The organism is Tardiphaga sp. OK246, from assembly GCF_900188215.1.
GTDB lineage: Bacteria > Pseudomonadota > Alphaproteobacteria > Rhizobiales > Xanthobacteraceae > Tardiphaga > Tardiphaga robiniae.
On sequence record NZ_FZOX01000002.1, the window covers coordinates 215,822 to 239,448 of the forward strand.

Sequence of the window (23,627 nt, forward strand, 5' to 3'; positions counted from 1 at the left end):
CTCAGAACGACAGTTTCAGCGCGTCGGTGGCGTGGTGCAGGAAGGTCGCCACGCAGGCAATCAGCACAACGGCGAACAGAGAGAATGCGAGCGTGCGGCTGCCATACCATGCGACGAGCATGGTGATGGCGATCGCCAGGAAAAGTGCGGTGAACTCCATGGTCGCTCCGGCGCTGAATGTGTCCGGTATCTTACGACAGATTCGCTGGCGCCCTGTCGCGTGTCATCTGCGTCAGTCGGCGGTCTCCGCCACGGTCGCACCTGTCTTGCCGGTGTAGTTGGTCACGGCATCCCGAAAGGCATGGACCTCGCTGTTCAGGGCGATCAGCCGTTCCGGCGTCATGCCGGCTGCGGCGAACAACGTCTCGCCAAGGCAGCGGGATTTTTCGCGCAGACCCACGCCCTTGGCAGTGAGGCTGACGACGACCTGCCGCTCATCGTCCGGATTGCGCTTGCGCGCGACGAAGCCGGCCTGTTCGAGCCGCTTCACCAGCGGCGTGACCGTGCTCGATTCCAGCGCCAGCCGGTCGGCGATCCCGCCGACGCTCTGCGCGCCGCCCTCCCACAATGTGCTCAGCACGAGATATTGCGGGTAGGTGATCTCAAGCGCGTCGAGCAGCGGCTTGTAGGCCCGGCCGATGGCCATGCTGGCGCTGTAGAGCGAAAAACAGAGCTGGTGATCCAGCGGAATGTCGGCGGGCACCACGGCAACTCTCCTCACGTCGATATCACAATAACGTATATCGCGATAAATAAATATGGACAAGGCGGCCTGCTCGAGCCAATAAATATATCGCGATATTAGTTATCGTAATATGTAATTTGACCAGGGTTCTTCCGCCAGCCCGGTGGAGAGCGCCCGGTCCAAGCTTCGATGGAGACCAGCATGACCGTCCCACAGGGAACCGCCAGCCTGCCGGCCGTAGCGAGCGGAGACCTCGCACGTTATTACCTTGTCCGCGGCATCGTCGCGGCAGCCTGGGTGGCAGCCGCCTTCACCATCGGCGCGTCATCTCCGGGAGCGGCGGCCATCCTGCTGGTCAGTTACCCCGCCTGGGATGCCCTCGCGAACTGGTTCGATGCCAAGGACAGCGGCGGGCTGCTGGCCAATCCCTCGCAGGCGCTGAATGTAGGCGTGAGCCTCATTGCCGCACTGGCGGTGGCCATCGCCTTGCGGACGGGGATGAATGCCGTACTCGCGGTGTTCGGCGTCTGGGCTGCGCTGGCAGGTCTGGCGCAACTGGTCACCGGCATCAGGCGCTGGCGCGCATTCGGCGCGCAGTGGGCGATGATCCTGAGCGGCGCGCAGTCGACCGCGGCCGGCCTGTTCTTTGTCAAGCAGGCAGGCGGCGCCACAGTGCCGACAATCGTGGATATCGCGCCCTATGCGGGCTTCGGCGCTTTCTATTTCCTGGTGTCGGCGCTGTGGCTGATCTTCGCGAACCGCAGGCGCACGGCCTGAGATCTGAGGACAAACCGATGATGCCAGCCCCAGCGTCATCGGCCGCCTCTGTGGATGATCGCGGATTTGCTGTCAGCCGCTGCTGCCTGATCTGCTAGTCAGGTCAGAACGACGATCACTCCTGGCAGGCACGGCGACATCTCATGGCCATCACCATCTACGGTATCAAGAATTGCGACACGATGAAGAAGGCCCGCGCATGGCTCGACAGCCATGGCGTCGGTTACAGCTTTCACGACTACAAGGCCGAGGGTATCGATAAGACGCGACTGCAGCGCTGGGCCAAGGAGGTCGGCTGGGAGACGCTGCTCAATCGCGCTGGCACAACGTTCCGCAAGCTCGATGATGCCGCCAAGGCAGGCCTGAACGAGAGCCGTGCGATCGCGCTGATGCTCGAGCAGCCCTCGATGATCAAGCGGCCTGTACTCGATCTTGGCGGCAAGCTTGTGGTTGGCTTCAAGCCGGAGATTTACGCAAAAGACGTAAAATAGCGATCAGTCGATCTCGACGACGTCGCCGGCTGCGAGCCGGTGCGGCGCACGATAGGACAGGCTGCGATCGATCACCGCGCGGAGTTTCGGCACCGGCACGCTGTGATGGCCGCGCATCAGATTTTTGATTTCGAATCCGCCGTCCTCGCTGATGGTCTTGAGCGACGCGATGATATGCGTGACGCCATCGCCTGATGAGAACGGCATCAGCATCCGCTCATAGGCGACAACACGACCGTTGACATCGTCGATCATCGAGACGGTGTAAGTCGGCAACTCGCGTGCGATACATTCATGATAGGCCGGCAGCACGACAGGACCGAGGATCGGGCCGAGATAGTCGTCGAGATAGCGGCCCTTGCCGGTGGTACCATAGGCGCTCGCCATGCGGGTGCCGTTGCTGTCGATGATGAGCCGCGGCGGTGCCGTGCAGTGATCAACAATGTAGTCGACGAGATCAGGACGTTCGTCGTCCATCCGATCCGGGCGATAGTTGGCGATATCGGGCAGAGCCTGTTGCGGCGCATAGAGTCGTAGCCAGCAGTTCAGCAGATCGCGCTGCCGAATGGACTTCACCACGGACGCGTCGGCGCTCTGGAAGTCCACGGCAATGATCCCCCTGATATCGATCGGGGGTAGTATGAGTACAGCAAGCAAATAATCAATGAACGCGGGAAGTTGCCTCGCAATACAATTAACGAGCGATTTTCAAAGCTCCTTGCGGCGCAAACAGGTGACGCGTTCTGCGCGGTAGACCGGTCGCAGGCGGACTCTGCTTTCCGCATGCGCAGGGGGCTAACTGCCTACGACTAAGGGCGAAGTCAGTGCGACAGGCAGTCCACCCAATTCTGCCGCATTGCACCTTGCGTTCGCCGTCGCCTTGACGGCATATTCGCGCCACTCGATGTGGCCGCGCGGGGATGACTTTCAGTTTTCCCTGAAATGTGGCTGCGCAAAAAGTTGGCCACTGGCGGAGACACACGCCGGGAAGGTCGATGGGGGAAATTTGCTTGACCGATGAGTTCATTCTCGAAACCAACGGATTGACCAAGGAATTTGCTGGCTTTTTTGCAGTCCGCGATGTCAGTCTCAAAGTTCGCCGCGGCACCATTCACGCATTGATCGGCCCTAACGGGGCCGGCAAGACGACGTGTTTCAATCTGCTGACCAAGTTCATGCAGCCGTCCGCCGGCCAGATTTTCTACAAGGGCAAGGATATCACCGCGACGGCGCCCGCCGACGTGGCGCGCCTTGGCCTCGTACGTTCGTTCCAGATTTCCGCGGTGTTTCCGCATCTGACGGCGCTGGAAAATGTCCGTGTTGCACTGCAGCGCCAGCATGGATCGTCGTTTGACTTCTGGCGGTCCAAGAGCGTCCTGGATCAGTACAATCAACGCGCCGCTGAACTGCTCGACGATGTCGGCCTCAGCGAATTTGCCAATACGCCCGCCGTGGAAATGCCCTATGGCCGCAAGCGGGCATTAGAGATCGCCACTACGCTGGCGCTCGATCCCGAGATGATGCTGCTCGACGAGCCGATGGCCGGCATGGGCCATGAGGACATCGACAAAATCGCAGCGCTGATCAAGCGCATCTCGGCGAAGTATACCATCCTGATGGTCGAACATAACCTCAGCGTCGTGTCCAATCTGTCGGACATCATTACCGTTCTGACTCGCGGAAAGGTTCTTGCGGAAGGCAGCTACGCCGATCTGACCAAGGACGAGCGCGTCAAGGAAGCTTATCTGGGAGCCGGGCATGGCTGAGATCACAATGGCCGCACCGGCAACGACTGCAGCAACTGGCAATCCAATTCTCAGCATCGAGAATCTCGAAGCCTGGTATGGCGAGTCGCACATTCTTCACGGGATCAATTTCAACGTGAAGCCGGGCGAAGTCGTCACGCTGCTCGGTCGCAACGGCGCCGGCAAGACTACGACGCTGAAGTCCATCATGGGCATCATCGGCAAGCGCACCGGCTCGATAAAGTTCGAAGGCAACGAGATCATCAAGACCTCGTCGGACAAGATCGCGAAGCAGGGCATCGCATTCTGTCCGGAAGAACGCGGCATCTTCTCCAGCCTCGACGTGAAAGAGAATCTGATGCTGCCGCCGACGATCCGGCCGGGCGGGTTGTCGCTGGATCAGATCTTCGAGCTGTTTCCAAACTTGAAAGAGCGTCTCAACAGCCAGGGGACAAAACTCTCCGGCGGTGAGCAACAAATGCTGGCGATCGGCCGCATCCTGCGCACCGGCGCGCGCTTCCTGATGCTGGACGAGCCGACCGAAGGTCTCGCACCTGTCATCATCCAGCAGATCGGCCACACCATCGCGCGGTTGAAGTCGGAAGGCTTCACCATCCTGCTGGTCGAGCAGAACTTCCGTTTCGCTGCCACGGTGGCGGATCGCTACTACATCGTCGAGCACGGCAAGATCATCGATGGCTTCGCCAATTCCGAGCTCTCGGCGAATATGGACAAGCTGCATACGTATCTCGGCGTCTAATATCGAATAACGGACCGAGCCAACGGTCCGACGATAGACACAACCATCAATACGGGTAGGGAGCACAGAATGAAAAAAGTCGTTTCGACGTCGCTGCTGGGTTTTGCGCTGATGATGAGCGCAAGCTCGCTTGCGTTCGCCCAGGACAAGACCGCCAAGATCGGCGTGCTGAACGACCAGTCCGGCCTCTATGCCGATATCACCGGGCAGGGCTCGGTGCTTGCCGCGCAGATGGCGGTCGAGGACTCCGGTCTGGTCGCCAAGGGCTGGAAGATCGACGTGCTGGTCGGAGATCACCAGAACAAGCCCGATATCGGCGTCAACATCGTGCGTCAGTGGTACGATCGCGACAAGCTCGACGTCGTCGTCGACGTGCCGACCTCGTCGGTCGGTCTCGCCGTCAACAACGTGGTCAAGGAAAAGAACGGCGTCTACCTGAATTCGGGTTCGGGAACGTCGGACCTGTCCAACGCGCAGTGCTCGCCGAACACCATTCACTGGGCTTACGACACCTATCAGCTCGCCAACGGCACCGGCACGGCGCTGACCAAGTCCGGCGGCGATACCTGGTTCTTCCTGACCGCGGACTACGCCTTCGGGACGGCGCTCGAGCGCGACACCACCAACGCCGTCAACGCTGTCGGAGGCAAGGTGCTCGGCAGCGTCCGTCCGCCGCTCAACACCGCCGACTTCTCGTCGTTCCTGCTGCAGGCACAGACATCCAAGGCCAAGGTCATTGGCCTCGCCAATGCCGGCGGCGACACCATCAACTCGATCAAGCAGGCCTCCGAATTCGGCATCGTCAAGGGTGGCCAGAAGCTGGCCGGCCTTCTGATGTTCATCACCGACGTCCATTCGCTCGGTCTGCCGGTTGCCAACGGCCTGAACCTGACCGAGACCTTCTATTGGGATCTCAACGACGGTACCCGTGCATTCTCCAAGCGATTCCAGGACCGCGCGAAGAACAAGGCCATGCCGACCACGGTGCAGGCTGGCGTCTACTCATCGCTGATCCACTACTTCAAGACCCTCGACGCGATGGGCGGCAACTCCCATGACGGATTGAAGATCGTCGACAAGATGAAGGCGACCCCGACCGACGACATCATCTTCGGCAAGGGCACGATTCAGCCGAACGGCCGCAAGCTGCACCCGGCCTATCTGTTCGAGGTCAAGAAGCCCGAGGAGTCGAAGGGACCCTGGGATTACTACAAGCTGGTGGCGACGATCCCTGCCGATCAGGCCTTCACGCCGCTCGACAAGAGTGCTTGTCCGCTTTTGAAGAAGACCTAATTTAGAAGCCCGTCGTCCAAATCATTGAGAGGAAGTCATGAAAAACAAGATTTCGACCGCACTTCTCGGCACGGCGCTTTCGCTGGCCATGGCGGGCGTCGTCATGGCCCAGGACAAGACTGTCAAGATCGGCGCACTCAGCGATCAGTCCGGCCTCTACGCCGATCTCGGCGGCCCGGGCTCGACCCTGGCTGCGCAGATGGCGGCGGAGGATTCCGGTCTGATGGCCAAGGGCTGGAAGATCGACATCATCTCCGGCGATCACCAGAACAAGCCGGATATCGGCTCCAACATCGCGCGGCAGTGGTTCGACGTCGACAAGGTCGACACCATCGTCGACGTGCCGAATTCCGGCGTGGCGCTGGCGGTGAACAACATCGTCAAGGAGAAGAACGGCGTCTACATCAATTCAGGCGCCGCGACATCGGATCTCACCAATGCACAGTGTTCGCCGAACACCGTGCACTGGACCTATGACACCTACATGCTCGCCCATTCGACCGGGCAGGCGATGGTCAAGGCCGGCGGTGACAGCTGGTTCTTCCTCACCGCCGACTACGCCTTCGGTGCCGCGCTGGAGCGCGATACCTCGGAAGTCGTCAAATCCTCGGGCGGCAAGGTGGTCGGCGGCGTCAAGCATCCGCTCAACACCGCGGATTTCTCCTCCTTCCTGCTGCAGGCGCAGTCGTCGAAGGCCAAGGTCATCGGTCTGGCGAATGCCGGCGGCGACACCACCAACTCGATCAAGCAGGCGGCTGAATTCGGTATCGCCAAAGGTGGTCAGAAGCTCGCGGCATTGCTGCTGTTCATCACCGACGTCAAGGCGATTGGTCTCGAAACCGCGCAGGGCCTCAGCTTCACCGAGACTTTCTACTGGGACCTGAACGACAAGACCCGCGACTTCTCCAAGAAGTTCGCAGCGCGCATGAAGAACGGCGCTCCACCGTCGATGGTGCAGGCGGGCGTGTATGCGGGTCTCATCCACTACTTCAAGGCGCTGGAAGCGCTCGGCAGCAATCCACATGATGGCGCGAAGATCGTTGCCAAGATGAAGGAATTGCCGACCGATGATCCGCTGTTCGGGCAGGGCAAGATCGAAGCCAATGGCCGCAAGATTCACCCAGGCTATCTGTTCGAAGTGAAGAAGCCGTCGGAATCGAAGGCGCCGTGGGATTTCTACAAGCTTGCGGGTACAGTGCCAGCCGATCAGGCCTTTACACCGATCGAGAAGAGCACTTGTGCGCTGCTGAAGAAATAAGATCATTGGCCCGGCGGCGTCACTCTGCCGGGCCAAGACTTTCCTGCGATAAGAGTTGAGAACAACATGTCGATCAATCTACAGGCCCTGTCTGCGCAATTGCTGGTCGGACTCATCAACGGCTCGTTCTATGCGCTGTTAAGTCTCGGCCTCGCCGTGATCTTCGGCATGCTGAACATCATCAATTTCGCCCATGGCGCCGTCTATATGATGGGCGCGTTTGCGGCATACTTCCTGCTCAACCTGGCTGGCATCGGCTACTGGCCGGCGCTGATCCTGGCGCCGCTGGCGGTCGGCCTGTTCGGCATGGTGATGGAACGCACCATGCTGAAATGGATCGCCAATCTCGACCATCTCTATGGCCTGCTGCTGACCTTCGGTCTGGCGCTGATCATCCAGGGCGTGTTCCAGAATTATTTCGGCTCGTCGGGTCTGCCTTATGCGATCCCGGATGCGCTGAAGGGCGGTATGAATCTCGGCTTCATGTTCCTGCCGATCTATCGCGGCTGGGTCGTCATCTTCTCGCTGGTGGTCTGTATCGCGACCTGGTTCCTGATCGAGCGTACGCGGCTCGGCGCCTATCTGCGCGCCGCGACGGAAAACCCCACGCTGGTCCGCGCCTTCGGCATCAACGTGCCGCTGATGATCACGCTGACCTACGGGCTCGGCGTCGGTCTGGCGGCACTCGCGGGCGTGCTGTCGGCGCCGATCAACCAGGTTCGCCCGCTGATGGGCGCGGACCTGATCATTGTCGTGTTCGCGGTCGTCGTGATCGGCGGCATGGGCTCGATCATGGGCTCCATCATCACCGGTTTCGCCCTCGGCATCATCGAGGGTCTGACCAAGTATTTTTACCCCGAGGCCTCCAACACTGTCGTCTTCGTGCTGATGGTGCTGGTGCTCCTTGTGAAACCTTCCGGACTGACGGGACGGGCTGCCTGATATGACAACGATCACTGAAAACGCCATTCCGTCACCCCGCCGCACCGTCAAAGACGAGATGGTCGCCTTTGCGATCATGACCGCACTGTTGCTGGTCGTGCCGCTCACTGGCGTCTATCCGTTCTTCGTGATGCAGGCGCTCTGCTTCGCGCTACTCGCCTGTGCGTTCAACCTCCTGATCGGCTATGGCGGTCTGCTGTCCTTCGGCCACGCGATGTTCCTCGGCACCGCAGGCTACTGCACGGCGCATGCGCTGAAGGTCTGGGGCCTGACGCCAGAGTTGGGCATTATCGTTGGTGTCGTCGCCGCCGCGGCGCTGAGCGTCGTCACCGGCCTGATCGCCATTCGTCGTCAGGGCATCTACTTCGCCATGATCACGCTGGCGCTGTCGCAGCTCCTGTACTTCGTCTATCTGCAGACGCCGTTCACCCATGGTGAAGACGGTATCCAGGGCATTCCGCAGGGCACGCTGTTCGGCCTGTTCAATCTCTCGAAGCCGATCACGCTGTATTACGTGGTCCTGGCCGGCTTCACGCTGGGCTTCCTGATCATCTACCGCGCCATTAACTCGCCCTTCGGCGAGGTGCTCAAGGCGATCCGTGAGAACGAGCCGCGTGCGGTCTCGCTGGGTTACAAGACCGATCAATACAAGCTGCTGGCCTATATCCTGTCCGGCACGCTTGCGGGCTTCGCCGGCGCGCTGAAGGTGTTCGTGGCGCAGAACGCTTCGCTCACCGACGTGCACTGGAGCATGTCCGGTGAAATCGTGCTGATCACGCTGGTTGGCGGCCTCGGCACGCTGTTCGGGCCGGTGGTGGGCGCCTTCGTCATCATCGCCATGCAGCAATATCTCGCCGGCTTCGGCCAGTGGGTGACGGTGATCCAGGGCGTGATCTTCGTGGTCTGCGTGCTGACCTTCCGCCGCGGCGTCATCGGCGAAATCGCGCATTACTTCAAGCGGTCGCTCTAAATCCAGGCACTGCCTCAGGAAAAGCAGGCTAAAGCGGTGGATGATCGGGCCTAAAAGGTGCGCGATTGCCCGTCTTGGCCGGAAATGCTTTATGACATCCGTGTGACACAGGGCCGCCGGCGGTGGCCCCGCGGGACCATGTCCGCCATCTGGCGGTCCGGTCGCTGCGTTTTCCTGACAGTTGGATGAGATGATGCTGCGTTGGTTCCGGTCCTTTCTGCCCCGGGAGGAAAGGTTTTTCGACCTGTTCGCCCGCCATTCAGTGACCGTGGTCGAGGGCTCCAAGGCGCTTGCGGGGATGCTGGAAGGCGGCGACGAGACGCCGGTCTACTGCCAGCGCGTCAACCAGTTCGAGAACGACGCCGACGCCATCACCCGCGAGGTGCTGACGGCCGTTCGCCGCACTTTCATCACGCCGTTCGATCGCGTCGACATCAAGAACCTCATCACGGCGATGGATGATTCCATCGACCAGATGCAGCAGACGGCGAAAGCGGTGATGCTGTTCGAGGTGCGCCAGTTCGAGCCGCCGATGCGCGAAATCGGCACGCTGCTGGTGGAGTGTGCCAACCTTGTCGGTCGCGCCGTGCCGCTGATGAGCGCCATCGGCGACAATGTCGGCCTGCTCACCGCGATCACTGAGGAGGTCGGCAAGCTCGAAGGCCGCGTCGACGATCTGCACGACATCGGGCTCAAGGAGCTCTTTCTCAAGCATCGCGACGCCAACACCATGGATTTCGTGGTCGGCGCCGAGATCTACAAGCACCTTGAAAAGGTGGCCGACCGCTTCGACGACGTCGCGAACGAGATCAACAGCATCGTCATCGAACAAGTATAAGGCAGGGCCATCAGGTGGACGCCACGCTCGCCTTTCCGGTGCTGATCGGCCTCATCGCCATCGCATTGCTGTTCGACTTTCTCAACGGCTTGCATGACGCTGCCAATTCGATCGCGACGATCGTCTCGACGCGCGTGCTGCGGCCGCAATATGCGGTGCTGTGGGCGGCATTCTTCAACTTCATCGCCTTCCTGGTGTTCGGTCTGCATGTCGCCAACACCATCGGCACGGGGATCATCGAGCCTAGCGTCATTGATCCCGCGGTGATCTTTGCAGCACTCATGGGCGCCATCGTCTGGAACGTGATCACCTGGGGCCTCGGCATTCCCTCGAGCTCGTCGCATGCGCTGATCGGTGGTTTGCTCGGGGCGGGCGTCGCCAAGGCAGGTCTCTCGGCAGCCTTGTGGACCGGGCTGTCCAAGGCGCTGCTGGCCATTGTGCTGTCGCCGCTGGTGGGCTTCCTGCTGGCGCTGGTGCTGGTGGCTATCGTGTCATGGGCCTCGGTGCGCTCGACGCCCTTCGCCGTGGACCGTGCCTTCCGCATTCTGCAGTTCGTCTCGGCCTCGCTGTATTCGCTCGGCCATGGCGGCAACGACGCGCAGAAGACCATGGGCATCATCGCGGTGCTGCTGTACTCGCAGGGCCACCTCGGCACCGAGTTCTCGGTGCCGTTCTGGGTCGTGCTGTCGTGTCAGGCGGCGATGGCGCTGGGTACGCTGATGGGCGGCTGGCGCATCGTTCGCACCATGGGCCTGCGCATCACCAAACTCACGCCGATGCAGGGGTTCTGCGCGGAGACAGGTGGTGCAGCGACGCTCTTCGCGGCGACGTTCCTCGGCGTTCCCGTCTCGACCACGCACACCATCACCGGCGCGATCGTCGGCGTCGGTGCGGCGCGTCGTGTCTCAGCGGTGCGCTGGAATGTGGCGAGTTCGATCGTCTATGCCTGGGTGATCACGATCCCGGCCGCGGCGATCGTCGCCGCCGCGACCTGGTGGATCGTGAAGCTGCTGCATCTGAGCTTTATCTGACGCAGGTCAGGACACCAGCTTCAGCCCGGCAATGCCCGCCACGATCAACCCGATACAGGTGATCCGCGCGACGGTGGCCGGGTCGCCGAACAGGTACATGCCCAGCGCTGCGGTGCCGACCGCGCCGATGCCGGTCCACACCGCATAGGCGGTTCCCATCGGCAGTTCCTTGAGGGCGAGGGCAAGCATGCCGACTGACGCGGTCATGCTGATGAGGGTGAGGACGGAGGGGACGAGGCGGGTGAAGCCTTCGGTATATTTGAGCCCGACGGCCCAGCCGACTTCAAGCAAACCCGCGATGAACAGCAACAACCAAGCCATGGAACGGCCTCCTGATGAAAGTACAGGGCCGTCCCTGCAAGCAAAGGTCTCCCTTTGCCGGATGATGATGATTTGGAGGTCGTCCTCGCAGGGGTTATATGGGACCCACGCAGCCGGATCGCAACGCGGCCGATGGTCGCCACTTCGGCCAGTTTCCCGCCCAAAATCCCTTGATTGCGCCCGTTTTCCCTGCCACAGGCACGTTTATGTCCGATATCGCCCTTTCCGCCGACTCAGCCGCGCGTTCCCCGCTTGCCAATGAGGTCGCCCGCCGCCGCACTTTCGCGATCATCTCGCATCCTGACGCCGGCAAGACCACGCTGACCGAAAAGCTGCTGCTGTTCGGCGGCGCCATCAATCTGGCGGGCCAGGTCAAGGCCAAGGGCGAGCGCCGCAACACGCGCTCCGACTGGATGAAGATCGAGCGCGACCGCGGCATCTCCGTCGTCACCTCGGTGATGACCTTCGAATTCCAGGGCCACGTCTTCAACCTCCTGGATACGCCGGGCCATGAAGACTTCTCGGAAGACACCTATCGCACGCTGACCGCGGTCGACAGCGCCGTGATGGTGATCGATGCCGCGAAGGGCATCGAGGCGCGGACGCTGAAGCTGATCGAGGTTTGTCGTCTCCGCGACATCCCGATCATCACCTTCGTCAACAAGATGGACCGCGAGAGCCGCGATGTGTTCGATCTGCTAGACGAGATCGAGAAGACGCTGGCGCTCGACACCACGCCGATCAACTGGCCGGTTGGCCGCGGCCGCGATTTCATGGGCACTTATGATATCGAGACTGGCGGCATCCGCCTGTTAGAGGGCGGCGGCGCCAAGACCGGCGCAGCCGAGAAGATCAAGATTGCCGATCTGGCCGGCCGCAACCCCAATCTCGATGCCAGCGAGGTCGCCGACGAACTCGAACTGGTGAAGGAAGCCTCGAAGCCGTTCGATCTGCAGTCGTTCCGCGAGGGTCATATGACGCCGGTCTATTTCGGCAGTGCGCTGCGCAATTTCGGCGTCGGCGATCTGCTCGAAGGTCTCGGCCGTTTCGCGCCGTCGCCGCGTGCGCAGGAGAGCAACCTGCGCAAGGTCGAGGCCGACGAGCCCCGGATGTCGGCCTTCGTGTTCAAGATCCAGGCGAACATGGATCCCAACCACCGCGACCGCATCGCCTTTGCGCGGCTGTGCTCGGGCAAGCTGACAAGGGGCATGAAGGCCAAGCTGGTGCGCACCGGCAAGAACATGTCGCTGTCGTCGCCGCAATTCTTCTTCGCGCAGGACCGCGCCATTGCGGACGAGGCCTATGCCGGCGACGTGGTCGGCATTCCCAATCACGGCACGCTGCGGATCGGCGACACGCTGACCGATGGCGAGGACATCACCTTCATCGGTGTGCCGTCCTTCGCGCCGGAAATCGTGCGTCGTGTGCGCCTCGGCGACGCGATGAAGGCGAAGAAACTGAAGGAAGCCTTACAGCAGATGTCGGAAGAGGGCGTCGTACAGGTGTTCCGTCCGCGCGACGGCGCGCCGGCTTTGGTCGGCGTCGTCGGCCCGCTGCAGCTCGACGTGCTGAAGGCACGGCTGGATGCGGAATATCAGTTGCCGGTGAGTTTCGAAGTCTCGGAATTCTCGCTGGCGCGCTGGATTTCGTCCGAGGACAAGAAGAAGCTCGAAACCTTCATGTCCAACAACAATTCCGGCGTCGCCGACGACGTCGACGGAGATCCGGTGTTCCTGGCGAAGAACGACTTCTATCTGAACTACACCAAGGAACGCGCGGAAGGGATCGTGTTCTCGGATATCAAGGACGTGAAGAAGCAGGGGTGAGGCGACGCGTTGGACGTCGGCCTCTCGTATGCCGACGCAGATGTCTCCCGACAGAGCCAGGACGATCCGCCGGGTCGCTCCGGCGGATCTCAACCTGCTAGCGGTACGCAATACATGAACCGCTTGAGAGAACCGTATCGCTGAACTCTTAAAGAAAGATTCCTGCGCGCTAGGCGTGTCAGAAAATCTTGTGGGATGAAGCAACGCAATCGGTCGCTGCCCCCAATATAGTTGTCGCGGACTGGATACGAAATTCGTACGACCTTGAGGCACAGCCTCAGGTGCCGGATTCCACAATCCTTTTGATGTTCCCTAATCCCAACTCCGCTTCCTCGTCGATCCGCGCAATCATTTCCGCTGTTGGTGCCTTCGGCCGCGCGGGGTTGCGCACAGTACGCGTGAACTTCGTCCCGCCATCGACCTCGGCGCAGACATATTGCACGACGATCGGGCCGGTGACGCTCATATGCGTCAGGCCGATCCACAGACGCGGGCGTTCGCAGGCGATCACAAGCCAGTCCAGCGCGACCGGGCCCGACCGCGTCGACCAGTGTTCGTGAAACGTGTCGCCGAAACGCATCGGGCGATCCTCGCACTCGATGTCGTGCGAGGAGGGCAGCCATTGCGGCCATGATTTGGGATTGGTGACGTAGTCGAACACAGCTTCCGGCGCAGCCGCGATCACGATGGAGTGGCTGCGCTCGAACGGATGCGCCGGTGTCTTGGGTGTGGTCATGGCTGGCAGTTCCTCCGCGGTCTGTTCGCGCAGTTGTGAACGGTCTTGTTCTTGATGAATGCGCAACGGCGCTGCGTATTGTGTGGAGGCTTTGTCGGGGAAGATGGGTACGCGGGTCAAGCCCGTGTATGACGTATGAGTTGGGCGGTAGACTCTCCCCACGTCTTGGCTGTGCAAAGCGCAAAGCGCGGCTTCGCGAGATGACCCGGCCATCCATCTTCCCTTGTGAGCCGGGCGGCTGACGATGTATTCGCGGCTTTTGACGTCGGGCGTGACGAACCCGGTTCCCGTCAATCGACTCGCATTTGAGGCATTTCCGGTCAAATTTGATAGTGTTCTCTGGCTACGAGGTACCGGTGCCCAAGCCGTGCGTCACGACGACCTGGGCCTATTGGAAAGTTTGAGCGAGATGAATGGGGTCATCGTCAGAACTACGCTCCAACTGATAACGCCGGGAATATTGTTTGTCTTCGGAGCTGCCTTCGTCTGCGCGTGGCTCGTCGAGAAGAAGCGCAACTACCTGCTCTTACTGGCCAGCGCGTGCGTCCTGTTTGCCCTCGGTGCGATGTCGCAGATTTTGAGTTGGCCGCCCGGCGCGGGGCCCAATGCCATCGTCTCGGGCGCGCTCTACACGTCGGCGGTTATCGCCGCCGTGGAGGGCATTCTGGTGCGTTCGGGGAAGGGGCTCGGTCCGGTCATCGATATGGCGATCCTTGCCGGCTTCGTTCTTCTGCTCGCCTATTTCTTTTATATCGATCGCAGTCTCATCGCCCGGGTCTACATCCAGAATTTCGGCTACGGCCTCCTGATGCTGATCGCAGCGGGGCGGCTCACCGCATTGGCGCGCGGGCCTTATGTCGATCGGGCTCTGTTCTGGGTGCTGTTGCTGTTCGGGTTGCATTTTTTTCCGCGAACCATGCTGACTGTCGGATTTTCCGCGCCGATCGACAGAACCGCGTTCAGCAATTCGATGTTTTGGCAAGCACTCCAGCTTTCGCTCGCCGTGCTCGGCGCCGGTCTGGCGCTGGCCATCCTCGCCGCGGCGGTGTCCGACATGATCGACGATCTTCGTCGCGAACGCGATCTCGATCTGTTGACCGGCATCCTGAACCGGCGCGGCTTTCAAGAACGGGTATCCGCCCATCTGCGCAAACACGGACCGAGCCGTGCTGCGCTCGCTCTGTGCGACATCGACAACTTCAAGAGCATCAATGACACCCTCGGCCATGACGTCGGGGACGATGTCCTCGGAGAGGTGGGGCGAATGCTGCGCAACGCGTCGCGCAAACGCGACATCGTCGGGCGGCTGGGCGGCGAGGAATTTGCAGTGTTCCTTCCGGATACGGACGAACAGGAAGCGGTTGATTATGCCGAACGGTTGAGGATCGCGATCGAGCAGAACAGCTTTGCCGTCCCGGGTGGAGCGAGGCAGGTCACTGCGAGCTTCGGCGTGGGGACGTTGCAGCCGGGAGATAGCTGGCCGAGCCTGTACAAACGGGTCGATGGGCGACTTTACGAAGCGAAGCGGACCGGTCGCAACCGCACGATTTCCCGCACGCTAAGCGCCTCTGCCGACGCGCCAGTCGCTGGATCCGGATACGCGCTTCCGCAGCTGCAGAGCCAGGACGGCGCCCGGCTCTGACGTCGAATTCGTTCCGCAAGTATGGGGTGAGTCATCCAGCTTTGCGTCAGACGATTCAGTTGCGATGTATTCCATGTGCTGTGCAGTACGGTCGCTATGTCGGTAATGACTCGCCGGTCTGCTCGCGCACAATATAGTCGGCATACCAATCCGGCCAGTTCTCGTCATGTTTGCCGCCCGTGCGCTTTTCGTGTTCGCCATGGGCGATCGCCGCTCGCCGCAAGGCGGCTGCAAGGTCAGTGGATGAGTTGAACGTCGTGGCACTGGCATCGATGCGTCCCGGCAATCGCGCGGTGATCTCCTGAAACAGCCAGCCGTTGCCGTCCGGGTCGCTGAATGATGCGAAGGAGCGATAGCTGGCCCGCGCGGGATCCGGGCCATTCATCCGAAGCCGTCCGAACAAATAGGGCTCGTCCGGCCCGACATTGACATCTCCGGCGTGGAAGGCGTCGCTCACCTTGACACCGCGGCCGAGCAGGTCCGCACGGGCCGCGTCGATGTCGGAGACGATCAGATACAGACCCTGCGCCGAGCCCGGCGTCGCGGCGGTGACGTTCTTGCCGAAGATGACCGAGCAATCCGAACCCGGCGGCGTGAACTGGATCACGCGATAGTCGTCGCCGACCACGAAGTCGGCGTCGAGCCTCCAGCCGAGATTTGCGTAAAAACTCTTGGCCGTGTCGACATTCGACACGGGAATGACGACGATTTCGAGCTTCATGGTGACGGAAGTATCACGATGCACCTGGGGACTGCTCATGTCGGTCTCCTGAGGTCGGGGTGTGATGATGACGACGTGTGGTGCCGGGCTGTGCGCAGGCGCAACAATGTCTGCAATCGGTCGTCTGGCCGGCGTTCCGTTTGTTGGTCTGCTCGTGCAGTTGTGACCCATCCCGATCTTGATGACGCCACACGCCCATATCATTTCAGGTGAGGGCGCATTTGCAAGGGTGTCCGAATGACACGGAACCTCACGTTATTGTTGATCGTCAGCGTGTTGGTGGCATTCGCTGGCCAAGCGGAGGCGCGGCGGCTGCGCGCGGGCGATGCAGTACCTTTCTCGCACAGGCCGTGCAGCGTGCTTGATGGCGAGCCGTGCACGCCGTCCACCTGTAGCGTGTTCGATCACGGGCCGTGCATTCCCGAGATCGATTATCCGATCGGGCAAAACCTGCAGGTCACCGTGCTAAGCGTGCCGCCGGGCGATCAGCAGGCTCTCTACCGCCGGCCTGATCATGATCTCGATACGATCGGCGACCTGTTCGCTACCTTGCGGTCGTGCTGGTCGCCGCCCGCGACGGACGATGCGCGTGCAGGCATGCAGATGTCGGTGATGTTCTCGTTCAACACGGCGGGCAGGCCGATCGCGCCGCCGCGCGTGACCTTTGCCAGCAAGGATGCGCCGCAGGACACGCGCGACACCTATCTCAAGGCCATCAACGCTTCGCTTCATAGCTGCCTGCCGCTGAAACTCACCAAGGGTCTTGGCGGCGCGGTCGCCGGCCGGCCGATCATGATCCGCTATGTCGATAATCGGGAGTTGGAGAAGCAGTCCGGGAAGTAAGCTGCTTCCTAACCTCGCCCCGCATTTGCGGGGAGAGGTCGGAGTCGGCGCGTAGCGACGGCTCCGGGTGAGGGGCCTTGAATGGCGGGGGCAGGACGCGGAATCTCGGGTCTGCAGTATCGAGATCCGAGGGTGCTTCTTCGTGGCTGGCTTTGTGCCATGCCCCTCACCCGAAACACGCGCTGCGCACGCGTTTCGACCTCTCCCCGCGCAGAGCGGGGAGAGGTTAAGAGAGTGAACCACTGCGCCATCCGCCGCGACGAAGGGGAAGGCACTCCGGAGGCGGCGATGTTTGGACGCAGGCTTGTATTGATTGCGACGACGGTTGGCGTTGTCGGTGCGCTCACTGGCGGCAGCGCGCTGTTGTTCTGGCCCGAGCCCGACAACTGGACCGAGGAAGCCAAGGCCTGCGTCGGCGACAAGTATGTCGGGTTCTGGCAGGACAACGGCAAGTATTCGTTCAAGATGGATTTCGAGAACAACTGCGCCCGCAAGATCGCCTGCGGCATCGACGTCACGGTAACCAACGCCAAGGGCTCGGTGAAGGACCACGGCATGGTGATCATCCCCGCACGCGGCCAAACGCCGAGCGAGGCGAGCTACAGCATTCCGACCTCGTCGTCGTCCGGCATGGCGCAAACCGCGCGAAACTGCCGGTTCGTGTGAGGGGCTTTCTTACCTCGCCCCGCCTAGCGAAGCTTCGCTTCGCGCGGGGCGGGGAGAGGTCGCGCGCATCTCAGCGCGCGGGTGAGGGGCCTTGTACGGCGTTAAGCAAGCGTGGACTCGCGGGTCGTTCAGCGGAACCTGAGGGAGCGTGTTTGTGGCAGGCCTCGAGCCATGCCCCTCACCCGCCGCGAAGACGCGGCGACCTCTCCCCGTAAAGAACGGGGAGAGGTTAGACCTCAATCGATCCTGATCTTCGCCGCCTTGATCACCTCGGCCCATAGCGCTTTCTCGTCGGCCATGCGCTTGCGGAGCTGATCGGGCGTGGTCGGCGAGGGCGTGATGAGCTGCAGCTTCAGCTTCTCGATCACGGCGGGCTCGGCCAGCGTCTGCGTCACCTCGGCATTGATCGTCGCCACCACATCCTTCGATAGCCCGCCCGGGCCGACCAGCGCATTCCAGGCGTCGGACTGCACGTCGATGCCGCTCTCGGTCAGCGTTGGCACATCCGGCAGGAACGGCGAGCGCTTCGCGGTGGTGACGGCGAGGATTTTCACGGCGCCGGTGGCGAGTTGTGGCGTCACGCCGATGGCGGGCAGGCACGCGACCTGCACGTCGCCGCGGATCAGCGCGGTGGTTGCAGCGGGCGAGGACGGATAGGGGATGTGCACCATATTGGCGCCGGCCTTCTGCGCGATCGCTTCCATGCAGAGCTGCGACAGTGTGCCGACGCCGATCGAGCCGTAGCCGAGGCCCTTCGGATCGGCTTTGGCCTTGGCGAGGAATTCCGCGACCGTATTGACGCCGAGGCTGGTCGGCACCGCGAGCACGCTCGGGAGCTGCGTCAGCAAAGTGATCGGCGCGATGTCGGTGTCGGGATTGTAGGGCAGCTTGGCAAACAGCAGCGTGTTGATGGCGAGCGGGCCGCCGAGCGAGATGCCGATGGTCGAACCGTCGGGCGTGGATTTCGCGATGGCGTCGGTGCCGATATTGCCGGAGGCACCTGGCTTATTCTCCACGACGAAATTGGTGCCGGGATGCCGCGTCTGCAGACTGTCGGCGAGCACGCGACCCACGATGTCCGGGCTCGCACCGGCGCCGAACGGCACGATGATGCGAACAAGCTTGGGCGGCCAAACGGGCGCCTGCGCGTGCGCTGCGAAGGGCAGCATCGCGAACAGCAGCGCTGCGAGCGCAAGGTGAAGGCGGGTAGGTGTCGTGTCGTTTCGCAGCATTGCGTGCGTCCCCTGAAAAGTGATACCCGGAAACCCTCTGACCGGCGCCAAAGGCGGCTAAAATCCGCTGGCCGGGCGGGACCATAGTGGGAATTTCAGGGCGGGCAACCCATCCGGCACGCAACCGCCCGGGCGAGAGGACTGAACATCATGGGACTGATCGTGATGATCCTCGGCCTCGTGCTGTTTCTCGGCATTCACCTGTTCATTATCAGGCGCGAGGCGCGTGCGCAGTTGATCGCGCGTCTGGGCGAGAGCGTCTACAAGCTCGGCTTTGCGCTGATCTCCGCTATCGGCCTCGCGCTGATCATCTGGGGCTTCGCGCAATATCGCGCGACCGGCTGGATCAATGTCTGGACGCCGCCGCTGGCGATGAAGCACATCACCGTCGCCCTGATGCTGCCGGCGGTCATCATGGTCACCGCGTCCTATATCCGCGGCCGCATCTACACCACGCTGAAACATCCGATGCTTGCCGGCATCAAATTGTGGGCCGCCGCGCATCTGCTCGCCAATGGCGATCTCGGCTCGATCATCCTGTTCGGATCCTTCCTGGCCTGGGCGGTGATCGATCGCATCTCGATGAAACATCGCGCTGACGCCGGCGGTCCGCCGATCCCGGTGGGCGGTCCGATGAATGATGCGATTGCGGTCGTGGTCGGCGTCGTCGCCTATATCGCTTTGGGTTTCGCCTTCCATCCGGTGGTGATCGGCGTTCCCGTGTTCGGAGCTTAAGTTCATGTCAGTTCAGTCGGCCATTAAGCGCAAGACCGCACCGGATATTCTCGCGCGCAAGAACGGCGAGCCGATCGTGATGCTCACCTCGTATCATGCGCATACGGCCTCATTGGTCGATCGCTATTGCGACGTGATCCTCGTCGGCGACTCGCTCGGCAATGTGATGCATGGCTTTGAGACGACAATCCCGGTGACGCTGGAGATGATGATCCTGCAGGGTCATGCTGTGATGCGCGGTTCGAAGCAGTCGCTGGTCGTTGTCGACATGCCGTTCGGCTCCTATGAAGCTTCGAAAGAGCAGGCGTTTCATTCCGCCGCGCGCATCCTGAAAGAGACCCATTGCGGCGCCGTGAAGCTGGAAGGCGGAGCGCGTATGGCCGAGACCATCGCGTTCCTCACCGAGCGCAGCATTCCGGTGATGGCGCATATCGGTCTGACGCCGCAGTCGATCGCGGCGCTCGGTTCGTTCCGCTCACAGGGCAAGGAAGAGGCCGAAGCGATTGCGCGCGGCGAGAACGTGCCGGGGCCAATTCAGAACGATGCGATTGCTGTCGCGCAGGCCGGCGCGTTCTCCGTCGTCATCGAAGCAGTCGCAGAACCACTCGCGCGAAAGATCACCGAGACGATTCCGATCCCGACCATCGGCATCGGCGCGAGCCCGGCTTGTGACGGTCAGGTATTGGTGCTCGAAGACATGCTCGGCCTGTCGGCGCGGGTGCCGAAATTCGTCAAGCGCTACGGCAATCTCGGACCCATGATCGAGGCCGCCATCGAAGGCTACGCCACCGATGTGCGCTCGCGGGCATTTCCGGGGCCGGAACATGTCTATGGCGGCAAGCCGAAGGGCTGACGCAGGTTTGACGCAAGAGGGACGCAGGATTTCCGCAGGAATTTTGCGGCCCGGCCGGGGTTGAAAGAGCAGGGGCAATGCGAAGGATGTTGATGATGAAGGCCTTGAAATTCCTAAGCTTTGTCGCCGTTTTGGCGCTGCTTCCCGCGGTTTCGCACGCGGAGCCAGCCAAAAAGGAGCGGAAGCCCCATTATCGTGTCGAGGAGCCGCGCCCGGTCGTAAACCCGCTTAACGACACCCGCGGTAATGCGGCGCTGGGCGGCAACAATGCCAATTCGGCCTTCGGCGACAACAGCGCCGGGTCCAATGCCAATGGCCGCACCAGCGGCGGCGCCGGCGGTATGAACTGACGCCTTCAGGCGCCAGCCAAATTAAGCATTTCGGGATAACGCTTTGATCGCGCTGGCTTTGCCTTGCCAGCGCCATAACGCTAGGGTATCGCCGCCGCCATGCCGGAGCGTATATGCCCGGCGCCGCTCGGGGTGAGCGCGGCCCATCGGGGACAGGATACCTTTAAGTGTCTGAATTATTTAATGAAGTCGACGAAGACCTGCGTCGCGAGCAGCTCAAGAAGATCTGGGAGAAGTATTCGCTCCTGATCATCGCAGTCGCGATTCTGATCGTGGTCGGCGTCGGCGGCTGGCGTGGCTACAGCTATCTCGAGGCCAAGAAGGCCGCCGTGGCCGGTGCGGCGTTCGACCGCGCGGTCGAGCTGGCTGAGCAGAACAAGCATGCCGAGGCGGAAGCCGCCTTCACCAAGCTCGCGGCCGAGGCGCCGTCCGGCTACCGCACGCTGGCGCGTTTGCGCGCCGCTGCCGAGGCTGCTTCGCGCGACCCGCAGGCTGCCGTGAAGCTCTATGACGACATCATCGGCGACCGCACCGTTCCAGCACCCGAGCAGGATCTCGCGCGTATCCGCGCCGGCAGCCTGTTGCTGGAGACCTCGCCCTATGAGGCGATGCAGACCCGTCTGGAGCCGGCGACGACCAATACCAGCACCTATCGCCATTCGGCGCGCGAGCTGCTGGCGCTGTCGGCATGGAAGGCCAACAACGCCGTGGCGACGCGGCAGTGGCTGGACATGATGTCCAACGATGCGGAGACGCCGGCGAGCCTGCGCACCCGTGCCGAAGCACTGCAGGCGCTGCTGCCGCCCGCGGCGAAAAGCTGAGCAAGACAAGAGCCGAATTAAAGCTGACCTGAAGCCGATCGTTCAGATCACGAGTTGAGTGAGAAGTCGTCCATGCGCCCGATGCAACGCCTCGTTTCCGCCGCCGTCCTGATCGCGCTGTCCAGCGCGCTCACGGGCTGCGGCAGTATGACCGGCTGGGATCCGTCCGACATGCTCGACTTCCTGGACACCAAGAAGAAGCTGCCCGGCGACCGCAAGCCGGTGTTCCCCGACGGCGTCCCCGGTCTTGAGCAGGGCGTGCCGCGCGATCTCTACAAGGAGAATGTCGAGCGCCAGCGCGCGCAGGAGGCTGCGCCCGTCGCAGCCGCCCCACTGCAGCCGCCGCCGGGCGCGCCGGAGCCGAAGGGCCGCAAGGCGAAGAGCCGTGGCTCTGTTCAGGTCGGCACCGTCCGTCAGGACGGCGCAGCGCCCGCCGATCCCGATGCCGCGCCGACAGAGGAAGGCAGCACGGCTGCCGCACCGCCTCCGCCGCAAGGCAAGAAAGTCGCCCGCCGCCGCAGCACCACCGCGCCGCCGCCGGATGAGCCGGCAGCAGCCGCGCCGGCCCAGCAGGCCACCACACCATTCCCGGCACCAGTGCCGTCGGGTAGTTTCTCGCGCTGAGTTCGCGCGCCCTCTCATTGACAGGCTGTCCGTAAAGGGCGCACGGATCACCTATGTCTTATACCATTGCCATCATCGGCCGACCCAATGTCGGCAAGTCCACGCTGTTCAACCGTCTGGTCGGGCAGAAGCTTGCGCTGGTCGATGACACCCCGGGCGTCACCCGCGACCGCCGCGAGGGCGAGGGCAAGCTTGGCGATCTCGAATTCACGCTGGTCGACACTGCCGGTCTCGACGAAGGCCCGAAGGGCTCGCTGACCGCACGCATGCAGGAACAGACCGAGACGGCGATCGCGCTGGCGGACGCGCTGTTCTTCGTCATCGATGCGCGCATGGGCCTGACGCCGAACGACCGCGCCTTTGCGGATTTCGCGCGCCGCGCCAACAAGCCGGTGCTGCTGCTCGCCAACAAGAGCGAGGGCAAGCACGGCGAAGTCGGCGCGATGGAATCCTATGCGCTGGGTCTCGGTGATCCCATCCAGGTCTCCGCCGAACACGGCGAAGGCCTTGGCGAGCTCTATGACGCGCTGCGCGTGCTGATGCCGGAGCCGGTCGAAGAGCCTGAAGAATTCGACGATGACGACGTCATCATTCCAGAGGAAGAGATCGAGACGCGGCCGATCCGCGTCGCCATCGTTGGGCGCCCCAATGCCGGCAAGTCGACGACCATCAACTATCTGCTCGGCGAAGAGCGCCTGCTAACCTCTCCGGAAGCCGGCACCACGCGCGACAGCATTTCGGTCGAGCTCAACTACAAGGGCCGCGACTTCCGCATCTTCGATACCGCGGGTCTACGCCGTCGGTCGCGCATCGAGGAGAAGCTGGAAAAGCTGTCCGTCGCCGACACGCTGCGTGCCGTGCGCTTCGCCGAAGTCGTCGTGCTGATGATGGACTCGCAGAACAAGTTCGAGGAACAGGATCTGCGCATCGCCGATCTGGTCGAGCGTGAGGGACGCGCGCTGGTGCTTGCGGTCAACAAATGGGATCTGGTCGAGAAGCAGGGCGGCCAGATTGGCGCGCTGCGCACCGATGCCGATCACTTGTTGCCGCAGATCAGGGGGGTGCCGGTCGTAGCGATCTCCGGGCTGATGGGAGAGGGTGTAGAACGGCTGATGAAGGCGATACAGGATGCCTACGCGGTCTGGAATCGCCGTATTCCCACCGCAGGCCTCAATCGCTGGTTCGAGGATGCGATCGACAAGAATCCGCCGCCGTCGGTATCGGGTCGCCGGCTGAAACTGAACTACGTCACCCAGAACAAGGCACGGCCGCCAAGCTTCGTGGTGTTCTGCTCGCGCGCCGATGCGGTGCCGACGAGCTATCTGCGCTATCTCACCAATACGCTGCGCGAAGCCTTCGACCTGCCGGGCACGCCGATCCGCATCACGTTGCGCGAGAAGGCGAACCCGTTCGCGCACAAGCGCAAGCGGCCGAACTGATCGACCAGCAGGAAAAAACGCCGGATCG

Annotated in this window: 27 protein-coding genes; 20 read left to right on the plus strand and 7 right to left on the minus strand. The window is 62.1% G+C overall.

Features of this window, described 5'->3' with window-relative positions:
- Nucleotide 1: 1 nt before the first annotated feature.
- Both CHC01_RS32255 and CHC01_RS08415 read right to left on the minus strand, forming a co-directional pair.
- The gene (locus tag CHC01_RS32255; protein WP_176454532.1) at nucleotides 2–160 is read right to left on the minus strand and encodes a DUF5993 family protein; all 159 of its coding nucleotides are present in this window, start codon (nucleotides 158–160) and stop codon (nucleotides 2–4) included.
- Nucleotides 161–232: 72 nt separating this feature from the next.
- Nucleotides 233–646, minus strand: a complete 414-nt coding sequence (locus CHC01_RS08415) for a MarR family winged helix-turn-helix transcriptional regulator (protein ID WP_089264628.1) — start codon at nucleotides 644–646, stop codon at nucleotides 233–235.
- 240 nt (nucleotides 647–886) lie between these two features.
- On the opposite strand from CHC01_RS08415, the gene CHC01_RS08420 reads away from it, so the two are divergent.
- Together CHC01_RS08420 and CHC01_RS08425 are read left to right on the plus strand one after the other, a co-directional pair.
- Nucleotides 887–1,462, plus strand: coding sequence for a DUF308 domain-containing protein (locus tag CHC01_RS08420; RefSeq protein WP_089264629.1), 576 nt, complete (start codon nucleotides 887–889; stop codon nucleotides 1,460–1,462).
- A 143-nt stretch (nucleotides 1,463–1,605) separates the two neighbouring features.
- Nucleotides 1,606–1,953 (plus strand): ArsC family reductase, encoded by a 348-nt coding sequence (locus CHC01_RS08425; RefSeq protein ID WP_089263893.1) that lies wholly within the window; start codon nucleotides 1,606–1,608, stop codon nucleotides 1,951–1,953.
- 3 nt (nucleotides 1,954–1,956) lie between these two features.
- Here CHC01_RS08425 and CHC01_RS08430 read toward each other — a convergent pair whose 3' ends face one another.
- Complete coding sequence (locus CHC01_RS08430; protein WP_089263894.1) at nucleotides 1,957–2,559, minus strand: PAS domain-containing protein; 603 nt, start codon at nucleotides 2,557–2,559, stop codon at nucleotides 1,957–1,959.
- Nucleotides 2,560–2,963: 404 nt separating this feature from the next.
- On the opposite strand from CHC01_RS08430, the gene CHC01_RS08435 reads away from it, so the two are divergent.
- From CHC01_RS08435 to CHC01_RS08470, 8 genes are all read left to right on the plus strand, one after another.
- On the plus strand, nucleotides 2,964–3,719 hold the full coding sequence (locus CHC01_RS08435) for an ABC transporter ATP-binding protein (RefSeq protein ID WP_089263895.1): 756 nt from the start codon (nucleotides 2,964–2,966) through the stop codon (nucleotides 3,717–3,719).
- Nucleotides 3,712–4,458: an ABC transporter ATP-binding protein gene (locus CHC01_RS08440; RefSeq protein ID WP_089263896.1), complete on the plus strand. Its 747-nt coding sequence runs from the start codon at nucleotides 3,712–3,714 to the stop codon at nucleotides 4,456–4,458. The genes CHC01_RS08435 and CHC01_RS08440 overlap by 8 nt, the downstream gene beginning before the upstream one ends.
- A gap of 69 nt (nucleotides 4,459–4,527) precedes the next feature.
- Entirely contained in the window at nucleotides 4,528–5,751 is a 1,224-nt protein-coding gene (locus tag CHC01_RS08445) for an ABC transporter substrate-binding protein (RefSeq protein ID WP_089263897.1), read from the plus strand.
- Nucleotides 5,752–5,788: 37 nt separating this feature from the next.
- A complete protein-coding gene (locus CHC01_RS08450; RefSeq protein WP_089263898.1) occupies nucleotides 5,789–7,009 on the plus strand; it encodes an ABC transporter substrate-binding protein in 1,221 nt (406 codons plus the stop codon).
- A 66-nt stretch (nucleotides 7,010–7,075) separates the two neighbouring features.
- Nucleotides 7,076–7,951 carry a branched-chain amino acid ABC transporter permease gene (locus CHC01_RS08455; RefSeq protein WP_089263899.1) on the plus strand — a complete coding sequence of 292 codons (876 nt, stop codon included), beginning with the start codon at nucleotides 7,076–7,078 and terminating at the stop codon, nucleotides 7,949–7,951.
- Nucleotide 7,952: 1 nt separating this feature from the next.
- Entirely contained in the window at nucleotides 7,953–8,921 is a 969-nt protein-coding gene (locus tag CHC01_RS08460) for a branched-chain amino acid ABC transporter permease (RefSeq protein ID WP_089263900.1), read from the plus strand.
- A gap of 193 nt (nucleotides 8,922–9,114) precedes the next feature.
- Complete coding sequence (locus CHC01_RS08465) at nucleotides 9,115–9,759, plus strand: DUF47 domain-containing protein (protein WP_089264630.1); 645 nt, start codon at nucleotides 9,115–9,117, stop codon at nucleotides 9,757–9,759.
- Between the two features lie 14 nt (nucleotides 9,760–9,773).
- Entirely contained in the window at nucleotides 9,774–10,790 is a 1,017-nt protein-coding gene (locus CHC01_RS08470; RefSeq protein WP_089263901.1) for an inorganic phosphate transporter, read from the plus strand.
- A 6-nt stretch (nucleotides 10,791–10,796) separates the two neighbouring features.
- On the opposite strand, the gene sugE is transcribed toward CHC01_RS08470, so the two are convergent.
- On the minus strand, nucleotides 10,797–11,111 hold the full coding sequence (gene sugE, locus CHC01_RS08475; protein ID WP_068731015.1) for a quaternary ammonium compound efflux SMR transporter SugE: 315 nt from the start codon (nucleotides 11,109–11,111) through the stop codon (nucleotides 10,797–10,799).
- Nucleotides 11,112–11,317: 206 nt separating this feature from the next.
- Here sugE and CHC01_RS08480 point away from each other — a divergent pair, with 206 nt between their 5' ends.
- Entirely contained in the window at nucleotides 11,318–12,937 is a 1,620-nt protein-coding gene (locus CHC01_RS08480) for a peptide chain release factor 3 (protein WP_089264631.1), read from the plus strand.
- 277 nt (nucleotides 12,938–13,214) lie between these two features.
- Here the strand turns inward: CHC01_RS08480 and CHC01_RS08485 are convergent, their stop codons facing one another.
- Nucleotides 13,215–13,673 carry an SRPBCC family protein gene (locus CHC01_RS08485; RefSeq protein WP_089264632.1) on the minus strand — a complete coding sequence of 153 codons (459 nt, stop codon included), beginning with the start codon at nucleotides 13,671–13,673 and terminating at the stop codon, nucleotides 13,215–13,217.
- Between the two features lie 244 nt (nucleotides 13,674–13,917).
- On the opposite strand from CHC01_RS08485, the gene CHC01_RS08490 reads away from it, so the two are divergent.
- The gene (locus CHC01_RS08490) at nucleotides 13,918–15,315 is read left to right on the plus strand and encodes a GGDEF domain-containing protein (RefSeq protein WP_244558274.1); all 1,398 of its coding nucleotides are present in this window, start codon (nucleotides 13,918–13,920) and stop codon (nucleotides 15,313–15,315) included.
- Between the two features lie 94 nt (nucleotides 15,316–15,409).
- Here the strand turns inward: CHC01_RS08490 and CHC01_RS08495 are convergent, their stop codons facing one another.
- Complete coding sequence (locus CHC01_RS08495; RefSeq protein WP_089263902.1) at nucleotides 15,410–16,075, minus strand: VOC family protein; 666 nt, start codon at nucleotides 16,073–16,075, stop codon at nucleotides 15,410–15,412.
- Between the two features lie 198 nt (nucleotides 16,076–16,273).
- Between CHC01_RS08495 and CHC01_RS08500 the strand changes: the two genes are divergently transcribed.
- Together CHC01_RS08500 and CHC01_RS08505 are read left to right on the plus strand one after the other, a co-directional pair.
- On the plus strand, nucleotides 16,274–16,879 hold the full coding sequence (locus tag CHC01_RS08500; protein WP_089263903.1) for a UCP034077 family protein: 606 nt from the start codon (nucleotides 16,274–16,276) through the stop codon (nucleotides 16,877–16,879).
- Between the two features lie 288 nt (nucleotides 16,880–17,167).
- Nucleotides 17,168–17,545: a hypothetical protein gene (locus CHC01_RS08505; RefSeq protein WP_141137060.1), complete on the plus strand. Its 378-nt coding sequence runs from the start codon at nucleotides 17,168–17,170 to the stop codon at nucleotides 17,543–17,545.
- Between the two features lie 236 nt (nucleotides 17,546–17,781).
- Here CHC01_RS08505 and CHC01_RS08510 read toward each other — a convergent pair whose 3' ends face one another.
- A complete protein-coding gene (locus CHC01_RS08510; protein WP_089263905.1) occupies nucleotides 17,782–18,777 on the minus strand; it encodes a Bug family tripartite tricarboxylate transporter substrate binding protein in 996 nt (331 codons plus the stop codon).
- A gap of 150 nt (nucleotides 18,778–18,927) precedes the next feature.
- On the opposite strand from CHC01_RS08510, the gene CHC01_RS08515 reads away from it, so the two are divergent.
- The 6 genes from CHC01_RS08515 (at nucleotide 18,928) to der (ending at nucleotide 23,599) form a co-directional block, all read left to right on the plus strand.
- Entirely contained in the window at nucleotides 18,928–19,512 is a 585-nt protein-coding gene (locus CHC01_RS08515) for an NnrU family protein (protein ID WP_089263906.1), read from the plus strand.
- Nucleotides 19,513–19,516: 4 nt separating this feature from the next.
- Nucleotides 19,517–20,365: a 3-methyl-2-oxobutanoate hydroxymethyltransferase gene (panB, locus tag CHC01_RS08520; protein WP_089263907.1), complete on the plus strand. Its 849-nt coding sequence runs from the start codon at nucleotides 19,517–19,519 to the stop codon at nucleotides 20,363–20,365.
- Between the two features lie 95 nt (nucleotides 20,366–20,460).
- Nucleotides 20,461–20,715, plus strand: a complete 255-nt coding sequence (locus CHC01_RS08525) for a hypothetical protein (protein WP_139285817.1) — start codon at nucleotides 20,461–20,463, stop codon at nucleotides 20,713–20,715.
- A 167-nt stretch (nucleotides 20,716–20,882) separates the two neighbouring features.
- The gene (locus CHC01_RS08530) at nucleotides 20,883–21,536 is read left to right on the plus strand and encodes a tetratricopeptide repeat protein (protein ID WP_089263909.1); all 654 of its coding nucleotides are present in this window, start codon (nucleotides 20,883–20,885) and stop codon (nucleotides 21,534–21,536) included.
- A 72-nt stretch (nucleotides 21,537–21,608) separates the two neighbouring features.
- The gene (locus CHC01_RS08535; protein WP_089263910.1) at nucleotides 21,609–22,160 is read left to right on the plus strand and encodes a hypothetical protein; all 552 of its coding nucleotides are present in this window, start codon (nucleotides 21,609–21,611) and stop codon (nucleotides 22,158–22,160) included.
- 53 nt (nucleotides 22,161–22,213) lie between these two features.
- Nucleotides 22,214–23,599: a ribosome biogenesis GTPase Der gene (der, locus tag CHC01_RS08540; protein WP_089263911.1), complete on the plus strand. Its 1,386-nt coding sequence runs from the start codon at nucleotides 22,214–22,216 to the stop codon at nucleotides 23,597–23,599.
- Nucleotides 23,600–23,627: the final 28 nt, after the last annotated feature.

Bases quoted from the DNA above. Each gene is read 5' to 3' on its own strand.
- CHC01_RS08455 (WP_089263899.1), top strand. From the start codon at position 7,076: ATGTCGATCAATCTACAGGCCCTGTCTGCGCAATTGCTGGTCGGACTC.
- CHC01_RS08485 (WP_089264632.1), bottom strand. From the start codon at position 13,673: ATGACCACACCCAAGACACCGGCGCATCCGTTCGAGCGCAGCCACTCC.
- sugE (WP_068731015.1), bottom strand. From the start codon at position 11,111: ATGGCTTGGTTGTTGCTGTTCATCGCGGGTTTGCTTGAAGTCGGCTGG.
- CHC01_RS08445 (WP_089263897.1), top strand. From the start codon at position 4,528: ATGAAAAAAGTCGTTTCGACGTCGCTGCTGGGTTTTGCGCTGATGATG.
- CHC01_RS08465 (WP_089264630.1), top strand. From the start codon at position 9,115: ATGCTGCGTTGGTTCCGGTCCTTTCTGCCCCGGGAGGAAAGGTTTTTC.
- CHC01_RS08450 (WP_089263898.1), top strand. From the start codon at position 5,789: ATGAAAAACAAGATTTCGACCGCACTTCTCGGCACGGCGCTTTCGCTG.
- CHC01_RS08510 (WP_089263905.1), bottom strand. From the start codon at position 18,777: ATGCTGCGAAACGACACGACACCTACCCGCCTTCACCTTGCGCTCGCA.
- CHC01_RS08425 (WP_089263893.1), top strand. From the start codon at position 1,606: ATGGCCATCACCATCTACGGTATCAAGAATTGCGACACGATGAAGAAG.
- CHC01_RS08515 (WP_089263906.1), top strand. From the start codon at position 18,928: ATGGGACTGATCGTGATGATCCTCGGCCTCGTGCTGTTTCTCGGCATT.
- CHC01_RS08505 (WP_141137060.1), top strand. From the start codon at position 17,168: ATGTTTGGACGCAGGCTTGTATTGATTGCGACGACGGTTGGCGTTGTC.
- CHC01_RS08495 (WP_089263902.1), bottom strand. From the start codon at position 16,075: ATGAGCAGTCCCCAGGTGCATCGTGATACTTCCGTCACCATGAAGCTC.
- CHC01_RS08480 (WP_089264631.1), top strand. From the start codon at position 11,318: ATGTCCGATATCGCCCTTTCCGCCGACTCAGCCGCGCGTTCCCCGCTT.
- CHC01_RS32255 (WP_176454532.1), bottom strand. From the start codon at position 160: ATGGAGTTCACCGCACTTTTCCTGGCGATCGCCATCACCATGCTCGTC.
- CHC01_RS08440 (WP_089263896.1), top strand. From the start codon at position 3,712: ATGGCTGAGATCACAATGGCCGCACCGGCAACGACTGCAGCAACTGGC.
- panB (WP_089263907.1), top strand. From the start codon at position 19,517: ATGTCAGTTCAGTCGGCCATTAAGCGCAAGACCGCACCGGATATTCTC.
- CHC01_RS08490 (WP_244558274.1), top strand. From the start codon at position 13,918: ATGTATTCGCGGCTTTTGACGTCGGGCGTGACGAACCCGGTTCCCGTC.
- CHC01_RS08500 (WP_089263903.1), top strand. From the start codon at position 16,274: ATGACACGGAACCTCACGTTATTGTTGATCGTCAGCGTGTTGGTGGCA.
- CHC01_RS08525 (WP_139285817.1), top strand. From the start codon at position 20,461: ATGAAGGCCTTGAAATTCCTAAGCTTTGTCGCCGTTTTGGCGCTGCTT.
- CHC01_RS08415 (WP_089264628.1), bottom strand. From the start codon at position 646: ATGGCCATCGGCCGGGCCTACAAGCCGCTGCTCGACGCGCTTGAGATC.
- der (WP_089263911.1), top strand. From the start codon at position 22,214: ATGTCTTATACCATTGCCATCATCGGCCGACCCAATGTCGGCAAGTCC.
- CHC01_RS08535 (WP_089263910.1), top strand. From the start codon at position 21,609: ATGCGCCCGATGCAACGCCTCGTTTCCGCCGCCGTCCTGATCGCGCTG.
- CHC01_RS08420 (WP_089264629.1), top strand. From the start codon at position 887: ATGACCGTCCCACAGGGAACCGCCAGCCTGCCGGCCGTAGCGAGCGGA.
- CHC01_RS08460 (WP_089263900.1), top strand. From the start codon at position 7,953: ATGACAACGATCACTGAAAACGCCATTCCGTCACCCCGCCGCACCGTC.